Here is a 16003-nt window from a genome sequence, read left to right as displayed (position 1 = left end):
ACATGTGGAATAGCGTGCGCGCAACGATTTGCTTGGTGCTTGCCGGCCTGGCGGCGGGCTGCGCGACGCCCGCGGGACAGGTCCCGGTCCAGGGCGACGCCGGCCGGGGCGGCGGCAGGACCGAAGTGGTCTGGCTGGGCCAGTCCGCCTTCAAGATCACGACGCCGCAAGGCAAGGTCATCGTCACGGACCCCTGGCTCAAGACCAATCCGCTGACGCCCGAGCGCTACAAGCGGCCCGATGCATTCGATCGCATCGACGTCCTCCTGGTCAGCCACGGGCATTTCGACCATATCGCCGATGCGGCCGCGCTGGCGCAGCGCCACGACGTGCCGGTCCGCGCGCCGGGCGACCTGAACCAGACGCTGACGACGCTGGCGGTCCTGCCTCCCAGGCTGCTGCCTCGCATGAACAAGGGCGGCACCATCGAACCGGCGCCCGGCATCAAGGTCACGGCGGTGCGCGCCGAGCATTCCTCCATCTACGTCTGGCGCAATCCGGCCTCGAGCAAGGACGAGACCCATCCCGGCGGCGAACCCGTGGGCTGGATCATCGAGCTGGAGAACGGATTCCGCATTTACCACGCCGGCGATACCGCGGCCTTCGGCGACATGCGGCTGATCGGCGAGCGTTACCGGCCCGACCTCGCCCTGGTCCCCATAGGGGGCAACTTCACGATGGATCCTGAAGAAGCGGCCTGGGCCGTCAAGGAGCTGATCAAGCCCAAGGCGGTGATGCCCATGCACTACGGCACCAATCCCCTGGCGCGCGGCACCGCCGCCCAGTTCACCCAGGCGATGGGGCAGAGCGCGGTGCGTGTCATCGTGCCCGCCCCGGGGCAGCCGACGAGCTTCTGACGGCCCCGGCCGTCTTTCTCCAACCAGAACGAGACCAATCATGACGCCCTCTTTCTTCCTCCTGCCGCGCGCGTGGCGTGCCGCGGCGTTCGCGGCCCTCATGGCCAGTGCGGCCGCCGGCGTGGCCCACGCCCAGGATGCCGCCAGCGGCTATCCCAACCGCCCGCTGCGCCTGGTGGTGCCGTTCACGCCGGGCGGCTCCACCGATATCCTGGGCCGCACCATCGGCCAGCAACTGAACCAGGCCTGGGGCCAGGCCGTGGTGGTCGAAAACGTGCCGGGCGCCGGCGGCAGCATCGGCGCGGACAAGGTGGCCAAGGCGCCCGCCGATGGCTACACGCTGCTGATGGGCCACATCGGCACGCTGGCCGTGACGCCGTCGCTGTACGCCAAGCTGCCATACGATCCGGTGAAGGCCTTTGCCGCGGTGGCCTGGGTGGCGCGCGTCCCCAACGTCCTGGTGGTGCATCCCTCGGTCCAGGCGAAGAACCTGCCGGAACTGATCGCCTATGCCAAGGCCCATCCCGACGCGCTCAACTACGGATCCGGCGGCAACGGCAGCGCCGCTCACATCGCCACCGAATACCTCAAGCTGCAAAGCGGCGCGAGCATGCAGCACGTGCCCTACAAGGGCACCGCGCCGGCGGTCAACGACCTTGTCGCCGGCCACATCAAGGTCATGTTCACCGGCGTGCCCGCCGTGATCGCGCAGATCAAGGCCGGCCAGCTGCGGCCGATCGCGGTGTCCTCGCCCCGGCGCATCAAGATGCTGCCCGACGTGCCCACCGTGGCCGAGAGCGGCTATCCGGGCTTCGAGGCGGACCAGTGGTATGGCGTGGTTGCCCCGGCCGGCACGCCACGCGAGGTGGTGGCCAAGCTGAACCGGCAGATCAACCGGTCCTTGTCCTCGCCCGAGATCGAGCAGCGCCTGGCCGGCGAGGGCGCCGAAGCCACGCCCAATCCGCCCGAGGTCTTTGCCAGGCTCATTGCCACCGAGATCGCCCGCTGGCGGCCGGTGATAGAGAAGGGAGGCGTCAAGGTGGATTGAGCGTTCTTTCCATCACGGTTGGGCCGCAGGCCCGGTGTTTTCGCGCCGGGCCCTTGTTGCGTTGCCGACACGCGCGCGGTCATCGGGTCGTCATCCGATGGCGCGGGACCCGCGATAAATCGGCCCGTGCCGGCCCTGGCCCGCGCCGCGGTGGAAAGCGTTACATCTGAGAAGGTAAAACATTCGCGAAAATCGGCTGGCAGCGGAGACCATGGATTAAGCTTTGCCCAACCTCACTTCAATTGGAGGGCATGATGCTCGAGTGGCTTCGCAGGTGGGTGCTGAGTCACGCCCCGACCCCGGAAAGAGAAGCGGAGAAGGCGCTGAACGAGGCGCGGCTGGCGCTGTATCGTGCCGAGCAGCGGGTTCGCGATGCGATCATGTACGCCGAGTACTACCGCGAGCGGGTCAGTTTCCTGAAGCGGGTCAAGGAAGAAGGCATCGAGAACGTGACCGACATGCGGGCCATGCGTCCGTATGCGGGACAGACCGGTGGCTCGCAGGCGACGTTGCGGCTGCACCCGAAGGCGGTCACGAACGAGTAGTCCTCGAGGGGCGTTTTTTGCCTTGGGGCGGCCCAAGGCAAAAAAAAGCCTCCGCATGGGAGGCTTCATTCAACCATCCGAGGATGGTTGGTAGGGTGGGAGGGACTCGAACCCTCGACTCTCTGATTAAAAGTCAGATACTCTAACCAACTGAGTTACCACCCCCCGTACTCACGGAGTTCGCTGCCCGGCTAAGCCGGGCTTGCGACCCGAAGCCCAAAATTATGGCAACCTGACGACGCTTTGTCAAATGAAAAGGGCCGGTATGAACCGGCCCTTTTCATTTTGAACGGATCTCGCGTCACTTCAGCAATTCGAGACGGTCTTTCGCGGTCTGCGCGGCGGGTACGCCAGGATAGTCGCGGACGATGCGTTCGAGCGTGGTGCGCGCGCCGCGCCGGTCGTTCAGTTCGACCTGGCTGCCGGCGATGACCAGCAGCGCGTCGGGCGCGCGGACGTTGGTGGGGAAGTTCTTGACCAGGGCCTGCTGCTGCGCGATGGCCGCCTTGTAGTCCTTGAGCGCGTAGTGGCTGCTGCCGATGTAGAACTGGGCGGCGGGCGCATAGGGGCTTTGGGGATACTGGCGGACGAAGTTCGACAGGGCGGGAATGGCGTCGGCGTAGTTGCCGTTGCGGAAGAGGTCGATGGCGGCGTCATAGGCGCGCTTTTCGTCGGCGCCCACGGTGGCCTGCTGGCCGTCTATCGAGGCCGTCTGGGGCTCGAGGCGCTTGAGGCGCGTGTCGACGTCCAGGTAGATGTCTTTCTGGGCCTGCTGGGTATCGGCCACCTGCTTGGTCAGGATCTCGATCTGACCGCGCAGGCGGGCGATTTCCTGCTGCAACTGCTCGATCTGCGATGCAAGCTGCAGCTGGCTGCGCTGGCTCTGCGCCAGGTCGTCGGCCAGCTTGCGGCTTTGCTGATCGGACCGCTCGCGCACTTCCTTGCGCAGGTCGATGATGGCCTGGCGCGCCTCGTCGTCGGAGAACAGGGCCGCGTGGGCCGAGAAACCCGTCAAGCTGGCGCCGATGCAGGCGGTGGCGGCCAGCAGCCGGAGGCGGGAAGTGCGGAGCGTCATGAGGGCAGATCCTTAGCGGTAGGCGATGTCGGCGCGGCGGTTTTCGGCGCGCGAGGCTTCATCGGTGCCGGTGGACTTGAGCTTTTCCTTGCCGAAGCTGATGGCCTCGACCTGGTCGTCGCGCACGCCCAGCAGCAGCATCATGCGGCGCACGGCTTCGGAGCGGCGCTGGCCCAGTGCCAGGTTGTATTCGCTGCTGCCGACGTCGTCGGTGTTGCCCTCGATCACGACCTTGCGGTTGCGGTTGTTGTTCAGGAAGCGAGCGTGGTTTTCGACGATGGGACGGTACTGGTCCTTGACCGCATAGCTGTCGAAATCGAAGTACACCGAGCGCTGGGCCAGCACGCCCTTCGGATCGTTCAGGGGATCCAGGCCTTGCTGGGTGGTATCGACACGGGCGACACCGTTGGCGTTGGCGCCGGTGTTCTGGCCGGAGCGGTCTTCGACCGGGACGTTGCTGCTCTCATCGAGCTTGACGGGGCTGCTGCAAGCCGAGACTACCGCGACAACGCTCGCCACGACGAACATTTTGAATGCACGAGTAGACATGATTTTTTCCTTGGGTTCCGAGGGACGATAGTGGGTTGGAAAAGACGATGACCAGACCGAAACGTGATCCTAAAGTGTCACATGAGCCCCACGGCGCGCAAGGTTGCAAGACGTGACAACGATGCGGCGCCGCGACAGCGAGGCCCGTTTCAGGTAATCAATTGTTCAGGAAAGGCCCCCAGGTGGGTTCGCGTACGTCACCGTTGAGCACCGACAGAGTCTGGGTAACGCGACCGTCGCTCGAAACCGCAGCCAGCACACCGCGGCCGGACTGCGATGTTGCATAAAGAATCATCTTTCCGTTGGGGGCAAAGCTGGGGGATTCGTCCCGGCCGCCGTTGGTGAGGACGAGCTCATTACCGGTGGCGAGGTCTAGGGACGCTATCTGGAAGCCGGCGCGGCGGGTGACGTACAGCAAGGTTTTGCCATCAGGCGACAACTGGGGAGAAATATTGTAAGTCCCTTTGAACGTGACGCGCTCGACTTGATTGCTGTCCACGTTCAGGCGGTAGATCTGCGGGCTGCCGCCGCGGTCGCTGGTAAACAGAATGGCGCGGCCGTCGGGCGTGAAAGTGGGTTCGGTATCGATGCCCGGAGACTGGGTTAGGCGGCGCAAACCCGAGCCGTCGGCGTTCAGCATGTAGAGCTGGGACAGTCCGTCGCGGGTCAGAACGACCGCCAGGCGGTTGCCATCGGGCGCCCACGCGGGGGCGCTGTTATTGCCCTTGAAATTGGCAACCGGTATCCGCTGGCCCGTGGTGATAGTGTGCACGTACACAACAGGCTTGCGCGATTCGAAGCTGACATAGGCCAGGCGGGTGCCGTCGGGCGACCAGGCGGGCGAGATGATGGGCTCGCGCGAGCGCAGGGCGGTCTGGGCGTTTTGGCCGTCGGCGTCGGCGATCTGCAGTTCGTAGATGTTGTCGCGCTTGAGGACGTAGGCGATGCGTGTTGCGAAAATGCCACGATCCCCGGTCAGTTTCTCGTAGATGCGGTCGGCGATCTGGTGGGCGGTACGGCGCATCTCGTTCGCGCCTGACGCGAAGGCCACGCCATCGATCTGTGCCTGCTTGACCGTGTCGACCAGGCGGTAGCGCACGTCGTAGCGGCCGTCGCCCGTGCGCTGCACGCTGCCCACGGCCAGCGCGTCGGCGCCGCGGGTCTTCCAGGCCGCGAAACCGATGACGGCCGAGTCCGACAGCGGCGTTTCCCCGGCATCGATGATGCGGAACAGGCCGGTGCGGTTCAGGTCGGCGCGGATGATTTCCGCGATCGCCTTGCCCTGCGGGTCGGCCGATTCGAAGTTGGCGATGGCCACCGGGTACTGGTTGGCGCCGGCCCCGGAGATCTGGACGGTCAGTTGGGCCCGGGCCGGAGCGGAGCCCAGGGCGAACGCCGTCGCGGCCAGGGCCGCGGCGCATTGCAGGAGCCGCCGTCCTAGCCGGTTGCCGAGGTCACGCAGGCGGGCGCTGCCGGACAGGGCGGACGAGGGGGGGAAAGCGGGATTTGCAAATGTCATCAGTCGAACATCCGATATTGAACTTCTATGTTGGACTCGTACCGGCCGGAGGACGGCCGCGGGAAGGGGTCGCAACGCCGGATACCGGTCTCGACCGCGCGATCGAAAGCCGGGACGCCGGAGGAGCGGAGGAGGCGCGGCGCGCCCGCCTGGTCCCCGGTGGGTAGCAACTGGACCCGGAACACGGCTGTGGGGTTCCCGTCGGAGGAACTGCCACTTGCACTATAAATGACTCCAGGTTTGATGCAAGCGCGCACCAGGTCCGCATAGCCGGGATCGCCCCCGCCGCCGCCCGCCTGGTTGCGGCTGGCGGTGCCGCCCTCGCGGCCGCCTTCCAGGCCGGCGGCGCGCGCGGTGTCGTTGCGGAAGGCTTCGCGCAGCTTGCGATCGCGCTCGGCCTGGGCTTTCTTCTCGGCGGCGGCCTTCTTCTCCGCCGCGGCTTTCTCGGCCGCGGCTTTCTTTTCGGCCGCGGCCTTGTCGGCGGCCAGTTGCTCGGCCTTCTTCTTCTCGGCCTCGCGCTGCTCGGCTTCCTTCCTTTCCTGCGCGCGCTTCTCGGCCTGCTTCTTTTCTTCCAGCTTCTGCTGCTCGCGTTTGCGCTCGGCCTCGCGCTCCTCGGCCTCGCGCCGTTCAGCCTCGCGGCGCTTCTTTTCCTGCTCAATGGCGATGTCGGGTTTCTCCTGCGTCACCTTGGGTTCGGGTGGCGGAGGCGGCGGCGGGGGAGGCTTGACCGGTTCTGGCTGCGGTTCGGGCGTGGGGGTGGGGTCGGGCTCGGGCTGGTTGGGCGCGGGCAGCGCCGTCCACAGTTCGGCCTGGACCGGGCCCGGCGCGCGCCGGTTCCAGTCCAGGCTGAAGATCAGGGCGGCGGCCAGCAGCAGGTGCATCAGCACCGCCAGGGCGAAGGCTTTCCACTTGCCGGGTTCCGGCGGTCGTCGGAGAGGTCGGTTGGATCGGTCGTTGGGCGCCATGGGCGATCAGGAGCCTTGTTGCTTGACCAGCAGGCCGACCCGCTTGACGCCCTGGCGCTGCAGGTCGTCCATGACTTTCAGCACGGACTCGTATTGCGCCTTGCGGTCGGCGGAGATGACGACGGGCTGGTCGGGATGTTCGGACTGGCGTTCGCGCGCCAGGCGCGCGAGGTCGTTGCGCGGGATGGCGTGCGGCGTGCTGTCGCCGCGTTCGCGGTCGCGGATGGTGACGCTGCCGTCGGCGGCCAGGATGACCTCGAGCGGCTTGACCGGCACCTGCGAGGCCTTGCCCACCGTGGGCAGGTCGATGACGCCCGGCGACATCATGGGTGCGGTGACCATGAAGATCACCAGCAGCACCAGCATGACGTCGATGTACGGGACGACGTTGATCTCGTTCATGGAGCGGCGCCCGCCTCGGCCGCCGCGGTTGCTGGAGCGGATCGAGGGCATCAGCGCACCTGTCGTTGCAGGATGTTCAGGAACTCGTCGATGAAGCTGTCGAAGCGGATGGACAGCCGGTCGATGTCGTGCGAGAACCGGTTGTAGGCGACCACCGCGGGGATGGCGGCGAACAGGCCGATGGCCGTGGCCACCAGCGCTTCGGCGATGCCGGGCGCGACGCTGGCCAGGGTAGCCTGTTCGACGTTGGCCAGGCCGCGGAAGGCGTGCATGATGCCCCAGACCGTGCCGAACAGGCCGACGTAGGGGCTGACCGAGCCGGTGGAGGCCAGGAAGGCGAGGTGGGATTCGAGCGAGTCCATCTCGCGCTGGTAGGCGGCCCGCATCGCGCGGCGGGAGCCGTCCAGCAGCGTGTTGACGTCGCTCAGCTTGCTCTGGCGGCCCTTGACGAATTCGGCCATGCCGGCCTCGAAGATGCGCGCCAGCGCGCCCTGTTCGCCGCGCCGGGTGGCGACGGCCTGGTGCAGCATGTTCAGGTCGCCCCCGGACCAGAAGTCGGCCTCGAAGCGCTCGGTCTGCTGCTTGGCGCGCTTGATGGCGAAATGCTTGCGGAAGATGTAGGTCCAGGACATCAGCGACACGATGGCAAGGATGGCCATCACGCACTGGACCGTAAAGCTTGCCTGGGTGATCAGGGACAGGATGGACATGTCCTGGTTGACGTTCATGCAGAGTCCTTTGGGGGGCGAAAGAGAATGCCTGGGGGTTGATGTCGGGGTTAATCGGTTGCGGGTCCGGCCGCCAGCGGCGCCAGCGTCCGGACGAGTCCGGACGGCAGCGCGCGCGGACGCAGCGTCGCGCGATCGACGCATCCTACCTGGACCTTGCCGGTTGCGAGCAGTTCATCGCCGCGTTCGCAAAACTGCAGGAAATCGATCGATGCCTTGCCCAGGCGGGAGACCTGGCTGCGTATGGTCAAGGAATCATCCAGGGCGGCCGGCCGCCGGTACTGGGTGTCGATGCCGCGCACGACGAAGATGCAGCCCGTTTCGTCCGCCAGCGCGCGCTGTTCCACGCCCAGCGCGCGCAGCCACTCGGTGCGGGCGCGTTCGAAGAACTTGAGATAGTTGGCGTAGTAGACCACGCCGCCGGCGTCGGTATCTTCGTAGTAGACCCGGATGGGGAACCGGAAATCTGCACTGGCGGGTTGGGGCACGAGGCGAACCTTGGATGAGTCGAGCAAGCTTGGAGGCCGATGAGGCCCTGGGGCGAAATTGTAAACAACCCGCCGGCCCTGGGCACCCGGCCGCCATCCGGGCATTGTGCCAAATGTGACGGCTTGTAAAGCGGGAAACTTTAGCGCGCCGGCGCCGTCAGACGCCAGGAAGCGTTGATTGCAAGCCTGTGCGGCTTCGGGTGCGTGGGTGGCGCCGTCCGGGTTATCGACGCTTCCACCCTTTATTTTTATGGTTGGACGATTCCGCTTCGTGCTGTCATGGCTGCGTCATCGACGCCGTTCATGATTTCGTCCGACTTGATGTCGCTGTGCCCTGCACAGTAGAACCCGTGACCTGGGGGATGCCCAGGCACGGGTTTTGTTTTTGTACCCCCTACGCGCTTGCGCGCGCCCAGTAGGGTGAGCCCCCAGCCGCTACGCGGCAGCCCCCCAAGGGGGCCGGGACCTGCGTTGATCATTTCCGTATCAACTGGAGAACAGATCGCCACCGGTTTGCGCGGGCGGGGTCAGGCCCAGGTGGCGGTAGGTGCCCTGGGTGGCGATGCGGCCGCGCGGGGTGCGTTGGACGTAGCCATGCTGGATCAGGTAGGGCTCGATCACGTCCTCGATGGTGTCGCGTTCCTCGCCGATGGCCGCGGACAGGCTGTCCAGGCCGACGGGGCCGCCGTCGAACTTGTAGACGATCGCTTCCAGCAACTTGCGGTCCATGATGTCCAGGCCGGCCGGGTCGACGTCCAGCATGGACAGGGCGGCGTGGGCGACTTCGCCGGTGATGCGGCCGCCGGCCTTGACCTCGGCGTAGTCGCGCACCCGGCGCAGCAGCCGGTTGGCGATGCGGGGCGTGCCGCGCGAACGGCGCGCGATCTCGCGGGCGCCGTCCTCGGCGATGGCGGCGTTGAGCAGGCCGGCGCTGCGGGTCACGATGGAGGACAGTTCGTCGGCGGTATAGAACTCCAGCCGGGCGATGATGCCGAAGCGATCCCGCAGCGGATTGGTCAGCATGCCCGCGCGGGTGGTGGCGCCGACCAGCGTGAAGGGTTGCAGGTCCAGCTTGACGCTGCGGGCGGCGGGACCTTCGCCGATCAGGATGTCGATCTGGAAGTCCTCGAGCGCGGGGTAGAGGATTTCCTCGACTACCGGCGACAGGCGATGGATCTCGTCGATGAACAGGACGTCGTTGCGTTCCAGGTTGGTCAGCAGCGCCGCGAGGTCGCCCGGCCGCTCCAGCACCGGGCCCGAGGTCTGGCGCAGCTGGACGCCCATCTCGCGCGCGACGATGTGGGCCAGCGTGGTCTTGCCCAGGCCCGGCGGGCCGAACAGCAGGACGTGGTCCAGCGACTCCTGGCGGTTGCGCGCGGCGGCGATGAAGATCTCGAGCTGTTCGCGGATGCGGCGCTGGCCGACGTATTCGTCGAGCGCCTTGGGGCGCAGCGCGCGTTCGATGGCCTCTTCGTTGGGAGACGAGGCGCGCGGAGAGATCACCCGCATGTCGGGGGCGTCGTCTCGGATGGAAAGCTTGTCGGGCTGGATCGCCATGGAGGTATTCTGCCTTGAACTGCTGGTATGTTAGCCCGTTCCGCGCCGGCCTGCGGAGGGCGCCGCCGGTTCAGTAGTCCAGCCGCCCGTACAGTTCGCCGAAGGGCACCATGACGTGCTCGCGATAGGGCGCCCGCTGCTGCAGCCGCTGGTACCAGGCCCTGACATGGGGCACCTCGGGCCGGGCGATGTCCAGGCTGAAATAGCGGTACAGCGCCGTGCCGGCGGGAATGTCGGCCAGCGTCAGCCGTTCGCCTTCCAGAAACGGCCGGTTCGCCAGTCGCGCATCCAGCAACTGGAAATACCCGGCGCATTCCTCGACGCGGGCGCGGATGGCATCGAGATCGCGCAAGGGCTCGGGCGTCCGGTAGTAGCCCCAGAACACGCCGTTCAGGAAGGCGGGTTGCAGCGCGGTGTGGGCCCAGTCCATCCAGCGTTCGGCCCGAGAGCGCTCGGCCGGGTCGGCCGGCCAGAAGGCCGGGGCGCCGTGGCGGGCCGCCAGGTAGCGCAGGATGGTGTGCGATTCCCAGACGACGGTGCCGTCGTCGTCGATGACCGGTACCTTGCCGTGCGGGTTCAGGGCCCGGAACGCCGGCGTATCGACCAGGCCGTGCTCGCCGCCGGCGGGGATGTGCTCGTAGGCCAGGCCCAGTTCGCCCGCGAACCAGAGCACCTTCTGTACATTGAAGGAGCTGCGCCGTCCCCAGATCCTGAGCATGCGGCCTCCGCCGGCCCTAGCGTGCCAGCGCCTTGAGCGCCAGCTTGATGCCTTCCGAGACGCCCACGCCGGCCGGCAGGTTCTTCACCGAGGCCACGGCCTCGCGTTCGGAATAGCCCAGCGCCACCAGGGCGTTGAGGATGTCGGCCTGTCCGTCCGCCACCGCGTGGCCGGCCACGGCGCCGAGGTCGGCGCCCAGCTTGCCCTTGAGTTCCAGCAGCAGTCGCTCGGCCGTCTTCTTTCCTATGCCCGGCACGCGGGTCAGGCGGCCAGCCTCCTGCAGGGTGACGGCCTGCGACAGCTCGGCCACCGTCATGCCCGACAGCACGGCCAGCGCGATCTTGGCGCCCACGCCGCTGACCTTGATGAGTTCGCGGAAAGTGGCGCGTTCGGCCGCGGTGCCGAAGCCGTACAGCACGTGGGCATCCTCGCGTATGGCGAGGTGGGTGAGCAGCGTCACCCGGGCGCCGAGCTCGGGCAGGGAATACAGCGTGCTCATCGGCACGTCCAGCTCGTAGCCCACGCCGTTCACGTCCAGGCAGACGGTGGGCGGTTGTTTCTCGACCAGCGTTCCGGTCAGGCGTCCGATCATGAATTCACCTTGGCGACTTGTCGTCGCGCGTCATACTAATCTTCCGGCCCGCAGCCGGGTGCCGCGGCGGGCGAAGGCGGGATGGCTGCCATGCTCCCGCAGGCGGTCGGCCAGGGGGGAGATGTGCGCATGGCAGATAGCGCAGGCCAGCGCGTCGGCGGCATCGGCCGCGGGGGCGCCGTCCAGCGACAGCAGGTGCTGCACCATGGACTGTACCTGGGTCTTGGCGGCCCGCCCGGTGCCCACCACCGATTTCTTGATCTGCAGCGCGGTGTATTCGTGCACCGGCAGCCCGGTGTCGGCCAGCGCGCACAGCGCCGCGCCGCGCGCCTGGCCCAGCAGCAGCGTCGAGGCGGGGTTGGTGTTGACGAACACCTTCTCGACGGCGGCGAAGTCGGGCGCGGTGTCGCGCACGACCTGCCGCAGGTTGTCCAGGATGATCTTGAGCCGCGCCGACAGGTCGTCGTCGGCGGGCACCACGATGGTCCCGCTGGCGACATAGCGCAGCCGCGGCCCCTCCGATTCGATCACGCCGAACCCCGTACGCCGCAATCCCGGATCCACCCCCAGAATACGCATAACGTCAGCCTACCCCATAACCAGGGCGCCGCGGATCCGGCTCCGCCGGTCCGCCAGCGCCGCCCCCGGGACCCGGCGCCGGGCCGCCCCAAGGCGGGTCCCGGCCCCCTCGGGGGGCTGTCGCGTAGCGGCTGGGGGCTCACCATGCCGGGCGCGCGTAAGCGCGTAGGGGGGGGGCATTTTCAATGGCGGAAGTGGCGGGTGCCCGTCAGCACCATCGCGATGCCGCGTTCGTCGGCCGCCGCGATGACTTCCGCGTCCCGCATGCTGCCGCCGGGCTGGATGACGCAGCTCGCGCCCGCGTCCACGACCACGTCCAGGCCGTCGCGGAACGGGAAGAAGGCATCGGAAGCCACGGCCGATCCCTTGAGCGACAGGCCGGCGTTCTCGGCCTTGATCGACGCGATGCGGGCGGAATCGACGCGGCTCATCTGGCCGGCGCCCACGCCCAGCGTCATGCCGCCGCCCACGAACACGATGGCGTTGGACTTGACGAACTTGGCCACCTTCCAGGCGAACAGCAGGTCGTCCATCTGGGCTTCGGTGGGCGCGACCTTGGTGACGACCTTGAGCTGGTCGCGCGCGACGTTGAACGAATCGGGCTGCTGCACCAGCCAGCCGCCGCCCACGCGCTTGACGTCGAAAGCGTTCACGCCGTCGCCCATCGGGATCTCGAGCAGGCGCACGTTCTGCTTGGCGGCGAAGATCTCCAGCGCGCCGGCCTCGTAGGCGGGGGCGAGCAGCACTTCGACGAACTGCTTGCTGACCGCCTGCGCGGTGGCGGCGTCCACCGGACGGTTGAAGGCGATGATGCCGCCGAAGGCGGACGTGGGGTCGGTCTTGAACGCCTGCTGGTAGGCGTGGAGCGCGTCGGTGGATACCGCCACGCCGCAAGGATTGGCGTGCTTGACGATGACGCAGGCCGGCGCATCGAAGGTGCGTACGCATTCCCATGCGGCGTCGGCGTCGGCGATGTTGTTGTAGGACAGTTCCTTGCCCTGCAGCTGGCGGTAGTTGGCCAGCAGGCCGGCGGCCGGCGCGGTGTCGCGATAGAAGGCCGCGGACTGGTGCGGGTTCTCGCCGTAGCGCATGGCTTGGCTCTTGGTGGCCTGGAAGCTCAGGATCTCGGGGTAGGCCTCGCGCACGGGCACGGCCTCCTGGGCCGGCGCGTCGGTCAGGCTGGTCAGGTAGTTGGCGATCGCGCCGTCGTACGAGGCGGTATGGGCGAACACCTTCTTGGCCAGGTTCAGGCGCAGGGCGTAGGAGGTCGCGCCGGTGGCGTCCATTTCCTCGAGCACCTGGGCATAGTCGGCCGGATCGATGACGACCGTGACGCCGCCGGCTTCGGTGCCATGGTTCTTGGCCGCCGCGCGCAGCATGGCCGGTCCGCCGATGTCGATGTTCTCGACGGCGTCGGCGAAGGTGCAGCCGGGCTTGGCGACGGTCTCGCGGAAGGGATAGAGGTTCACCACCAGCAGGTCGATGCGGCCGATGCCGTGGCTGGCGATGGCGTCCAGGTGCGCCTGGGCGTCGCGGCGGGCCAGCAGGCCGCCGTGGATCTTCGGATGCAGCGTCTTGACGCGGCCGTCCATCATCTCGGGAAAACCGGTGTAGTCGGAAACTTCCTGCACGGGCAGGCCGGCCTGGGCCAGCAGCTTGGCCGTGCCGCCGGTGGACAGCAGTTGCACGCCGCGGTCGTGCAAGGCCCTGGCGAAGTCGACGATGCCGGATTTGTCGGAAACGGAAAGAAGCGCGCGTTCGATTTTCATGAGTGTGGGGCAGAATGGCGTGCCAGGGCCGGCACGGGACAATGGGGATGAGGGGGCCGCGTCAGACCTTGATCTGGTAGTGGTCGAGCTTCTTGCGCAGGGTGTTGCGGTTGATGCCCAGCATCTCGGCGGCGCGCGACTGGTTGCGGTCGGCCTTCTCCAGCACGACCTCCAGCATGGGACGCTCGACGGCCGTCAGCACCATGTCCCAGATGCCGCTGGTCGTCTCGCCTTCGAGATCCTTGAAGTAGCGGTCCAGGGTGTGGCGTACGCACTCTTCAAGCGTATGTTCTTTCATTGGTTGTTTCCTTGATGCGCGGCCTAGGCGGCCAGCCGCGAGGCTGGCGTTGCGGGGCGATCGAACCAGTCGGCCACCGCCTGCCATTGGTCGCGCGTGTTTTCTATCAAATTCAGCTGCGCACAGAACTGCGGCCCTCCCGGCAGCGAGCCCAGATACCAGCCGATATGCTTGCGCGCGGTCCGCACGCCCGTGTACTCGCCGTAGAAACGGTAGTGGTCGTCCAGGTGCTGCAGCAGCAGTTCGCGCATCTCCGACTGCGTGGGAGCGGGCAGGCGGGTTCCGGTGCGCAGGTAGTGGTCGATTTCCCGGAACAGCCAGGGCCGGCCCTGGGCCGCCCGGCCGATCATGACGGCGTCGGCGCCGGTGGCCTCCAGCACGCTGCGCGCCTTCTCGGGAGAGTCGATGTCGCCATTGGCGATGACGGGAATGGCGAGCTCGGCCTTGACCGCGGCGATGGTCTCGTACTCCGCCTCGCCCATGTACAGGTCCTCGCGGGTGCGGCCGTGCAGGGCAAGGGCCGCGATGCCGATGTCCTGCGCGCGCCGCGCCACGCGCAGCACGTTGCGGTCGGCCCGGCGCCAGCCGGTGCGGGTCTTGAGCGTGACGGGCACGCCCAGCGGCTCGCAGGCGCGCACGACGGCTTCCAGGATGCGCGCGACCAGATCCTCGTCGCGCAGCAGGGCCGAGCCGGCGGCCACGTTGCAGACCTTCTTGGCCGGACAGCCCATGTTGATGTCGATGATGCGGGCACCCTTGCCGACGTTGAAGACGGCGGCCTGCGCCATCATCCCGGGATCGCTGCCGGCGATCTGCACGGCGATGGGGTCGCTTTCGCCCTCGTGGTCCAGGCGGCGCGAAGTCTTGACGCTGTTCCACAGGCGCGGGTTGCTGGCGGCCATCTCGGACACGGCGTGGCCGGCACCCAGCCGCTTGCACAACTGGCGGAACGGACGGTCCGTCACGCCGGCCATGGGAGCGACGAAAACGTTGTTCGGAAGGTCGTAGGGGCCGATGCGCATGGCTGGATGCGCCGTCAGCCCCATTCATGGGGGTTGCGGCGCGTGGGCAAAAATGTCCGAGGAAGGCGGGGATTGTACCGCTGTCGGGGCGCCGCGGCGATCAGGCCCGCAGCCCTTCCATCAATTGTCGCGCCAGCGGCCCGCGCAGGGTGCGCGACACGTCCAGGCCCAGCAAGGCCAGGCCGCAGGCATGCTCGACCGGTGCCAGGCCGGTCGCGAAGATGCGCGGCATGAAATCGGTCAGGCCGCTGGTCAGCCAGCGGTCGGCTCCACGGGCGCGGGCATAGGCCGACAGCAGCGGCGCCGCGCGGGCGGACGGGTCGCGCAGCAGGGGCGCGAGGCTTTCGGCCAGCCGGGCGGCATCGCGCAGGCCGAGGTTCATGCCCTGGCCGGCCACCGGGTGCAGGGTCTGGGCGGCGTTGCCGATGGCCACGGTGACGCCATCGACCACGTGGCGGCGCAGATTGATGCCCAAGGGATAGCGGTGGCGCGGGCCGGCGGCGGCGAAGCCGCCCAGCCGGGTGCCGAAGGTCCGGCCCAGGGCGTCGGCGAAGGCGCCGTCGTCCAGGGCCGCCAGGCGCTCGGTATGGCCGGGGCGGCAGCACCAGACCAGCGCGTAGCGGCCGGTGTCGTGGGCGGGGCCGGCGGGGTAGGGCAGCAGCGCCAGCGGGCCCTCGGTGGTGAAGCGTTCCCAGGCCCAGCCCGGGCGCGGGCGGCTGGCGCGGACGATGGCCAGCACGGCATGCTGGCCGTAGTCGCGGTGCAGGTCGTTGCGGGCCTGGTGGTCGAAGGTACCCCCTTCGGCGTGGACGCAGGCCCGGGTGGTCCATTCCTGGCCGTCCTGGCCGTCCTGGCCGACCACCGCGGCGTCGCCCTCCTGGCGCAGGATGGCGGCAGGCTCGCCCGCGCGGATGGTGATGCCCGACAGCGCCAGCGCGGCGTCCAGGGCTTCGACGATGCCCGGATAGGGCACCACCGTGCCCAGCGCCGGCACGCCGAAATCGGCGTGCGAGATGTGGGTGCGGCCCAGGCGGCCCTTCTGCGAGACGTGGACGTGCAGGATGTCGGCGCCGCCGGCCGGCCAGGCGCCCAGCGACGCCAGCAGCACCCGGCTGCCATGGTTGAGCGCCATCGAGCGCGGGTCGGCCGTCGTGTCGGCGGAGACGACCGCGGGGCGCCGGGGCCGGCACAGCACGATGCGCTCGGGCCGGGAGGTCGCCCGGGCCAGGAGCAGCGCCAGCGTGGCCCCGACCGGGCCGCCGCCCAGGATGGTGACGTCCGCTTGCATGCCC

Annotated in this window: 18 protein-coding genes and 1 tRNA gene; 3 read left to right on the top strand and 16 right to left on the bottom strand. The window is 68.0% G+C overall.

Annotated features, from left to right (window positions below; genetic code table 11):
• Positions 1 to 14: 14 nt before the first annotated feature.
• From CDO46_RS06355 to CDO46_RS06345, 3 genes are all read left to right on the top strand, one after another.
• On the top strand, positions 15 to 857 hold the full coding sequence (locus CDO46_RS06355; protein WP_087837967.1) for a metal-dependent hydrolase: 843 nt from the start codon (positions 15 to 17) through the stop codon (positions 855 to 857).
• 100 nt (positions 858 to 957) lie between these two features.
• Entirely contained in the window at positions 958 to 1905 is a 948-nt protein-coding gene (locus CDO46_RS06350; RefSeq protein WP_243724542.1) for a tripartite tricarboxylate transporter substrate binding protein, read from the top strand.
• 251 nt (positions 1906 to 2156) lie between these two features.
• Positions 2157 to 2450, top strand: a complete 294-nt coding sequence (locus tag CDO46_RS06345; RefSeq protein ID WP_176400667.1) for a hypothetical protein — start codon at positions 2157 to 2159, stop codon at positions 2448 to 2450.
• Between the two features lie 88 nt (positions 2451 to 2538).
• Here CDO46_RS06345 and CDO46_RS06340 read toward each other — a convergent pair.
• The 16 genes from CDO46_RS06340 to CDO46_RS06265 form a co-directional block, all read right to left on the bottom strand.
• Positions 2539 to 2615, bottom strand: a tRNA-Lys gene (locus tag CDO46_RS06340).
• Between the two features lie 136 nt (positions 2616 to 2751).
• A complete protein-coding gene (gene ybgF / locus CDO46_RS06335) occupies positions 2752 to 3525 on the bottom strand; it encodes a tol-pal system protein YbgF (protein WP_087837719.1) in 774 nt (257 codons plus the stop codon).
• A 12-nt stretch (positions 3526 to 3537) separates the two neighbouring features.
• Complete coding sequence (locus CDO46_RS06330; RefSeq protein ID WP_087837718.1) at positions 3538 to 4074, bottom strand: OmpA family protein; 537 nt, start codon at positions 4072 to 4074, stop codon at positions 3538 to 3540.
• Between the two features lie 157 nt (positions 4075 to 4231).
• Positions 4232 to 5500, bottom strand: a complete 1269-nt coding sequence (tolB, locus tag CDO46_RS06325) for a Tol-Pal system beta propeller repeat protein TolB (protein WP_243724543.1) — start codon at positions 5498 to 5500, stop codon at positions 4232 to 4234.
• Positions 5501 to 5592: 92 nt separating this feature from the next.
• The gene (gene tolA / locus CDO46_RS06320; protein ID WP_087837716.1) at positions 5593 to 6558 is read right to left on the bottom strand and encodes a cell envelope integrity protein TolA; all 966 of its coding nucleotides are present in this window, start codon (positions 6556 to 6558) and stop codon (positions 5593 to 5595) included.
• Positions 6559 to 6564: 6 nt separating this feature from the next.
• Positions 6565 to 7011, bottom strand: coding sequence for a protein TolR (gene tolR, locus CDO46_RS06315; RefSeq protein WP_087837715.1), 447 nt, complete (start codon positions 7009 to 7011; stop codon positions 6565 to 6567).
• A complete protein-coding gene (gene tolQ, locus CDO46_RS06310; protein WP_087837714.1) occupies positions 7011 to 7688 on the bottom strand; it encodes a protein TolQ in 678 nt (225 codons plus the stop codon). The genes tolR and tolQ overlap by 1 nt, the downstream gene beginning before the upstream one ends.
• Positions 7689 to 7738: 50 nt before the next feature.
• A complete protein-coding gene (gene ybgC / locus CDO46_RS06305) occupies positions 7739 to 8176 on the bottom strand; it encodes a tol-pal system-associated acyl-CoA thioesterase (protein WP_243724537.1) in 438 nt (145 codons plus the stop codon).
• A gap of 486 nt (positions 8177 to 8662) precedes the next feature.
• Positions 8663 to 9733, bottom strand: coding sequence for a Holliday junction branch migration DNA helicase RuvB (ruvB, locus tag CDO46_RS06300; protein WP_087837712.1), 1071 nt, complete (start codon positions 9731 to 9733; stop codon positions 8663 to 8665).
• 70 nt (positions 9734 to 9803) lie between these two features.
• Positions 9804 to 10451 carry a glutathione S-transferase family protein gene (locus CDO46_RS06295; protein WP_087837711.1) on the bottom strand — a complete coding sequence of 216 codons (648 nt, stop codon included), beginning with the start codon at positions 10449 to 10451 and terminating at the stop codon, positions 9804 to 9806.
• A gap of 16 nt (positions 10452 to 10467) precedes the next feature.
• Positions 10468 to 11043 carry a Holliday junction branch migration protein RuvA gene (gene ruvA, locus CDO46_RS06290; protein WP_087837710.1) on the bottom strand — a complete coding sequence of 192 codons (576 nt, stop codon included), beginning with the start codon at positions 11041 to 11043 and terminating at the stop codon, positions 10468 to 10470.
• 30 nt (positions 11044 to 11073) lie between these two features.
• A complete protein-coding gene (gene ruvC / locus CDO46_RS06285) occupies positions 11074 to 11622 on the bottom strand; it encodes a crossover junction endodeoxyribonuclease RuvC (protein WP_087837709.1) in 549 nt (182 codons plus the stop codon).
• 182 nt (positions 11623 to 11804) lie between these two features.
• Positions 11805 to 13391, bottom strand: a complete 1587-nt coding sequence (gene purH / locus CDO46_RS06280; RefSeq protein ID WP_087837708.1) for a bifunctional phosphoribosylaminoimidazolecarboxamide formyltransferase/IMP cyclohydrolase — start codon at positions 13389 to 13391, stop codon at positions 11805 to 11807.
• Positions 13392 to 13452: 61 nt separating this feature from the next.
• Positions 13453 to 13689 carry a helix-turn-helix domain-containing protein gene (locus CDO46_RS06275; RefSeq protein ID WP_087781600.1) on the bottom strand — a complete coding sequence of 79 codons (237 nt, stop codon included), beginning with the start codon at positions 13687 to 13689 and terminating at the stop codon, positions 13453 to 13455.
• 23 nt (positions 13690 to 13712) lie between these two features.
• Positions 13713 to 14711, bottom strand: a complete 999-nt coding sequence (dusB, locus tag CDO46_RS06270; protein ID WP_087837707.1) for a tRNA dihydrouridine synthase DusB — start codon at positions 14709 to 14711, stop codon at positions 13713 to 13715.
• A gap of 100 nt (positions 14712 to 14811) precedes the next feature.
• On the bottom strand, positions 14812 to 15999 hold the full coding sequence (locus CDO46_RS06265) for a UbiH/UbiF/VisC/COQ6 family ubiquinone biosynthesis hydroxylase (RefSeq protein WP_087837706.1): 1188 nt from the start codon (positions 15997 to 15999) through the stop codon (positions 14812 to 14814).
• Positions 16000 to 16003 lie beyond the last annotated feature (4 nt).

The sequence above is a fragment of the Pigmentiphaga sp. NML030171 genome (genome assembly GCF_002188635.1).
GTDB lineage: Bacteria > Pseudomonadota > Gammaproteobacteria > Burkholderiales > Burkholderiaceae_B > Pigmentiphaga > Pigmentiphaga daeguensis.
This window is presented reverse-complemented; position numbering and strand designations above follow the sequence as displayed.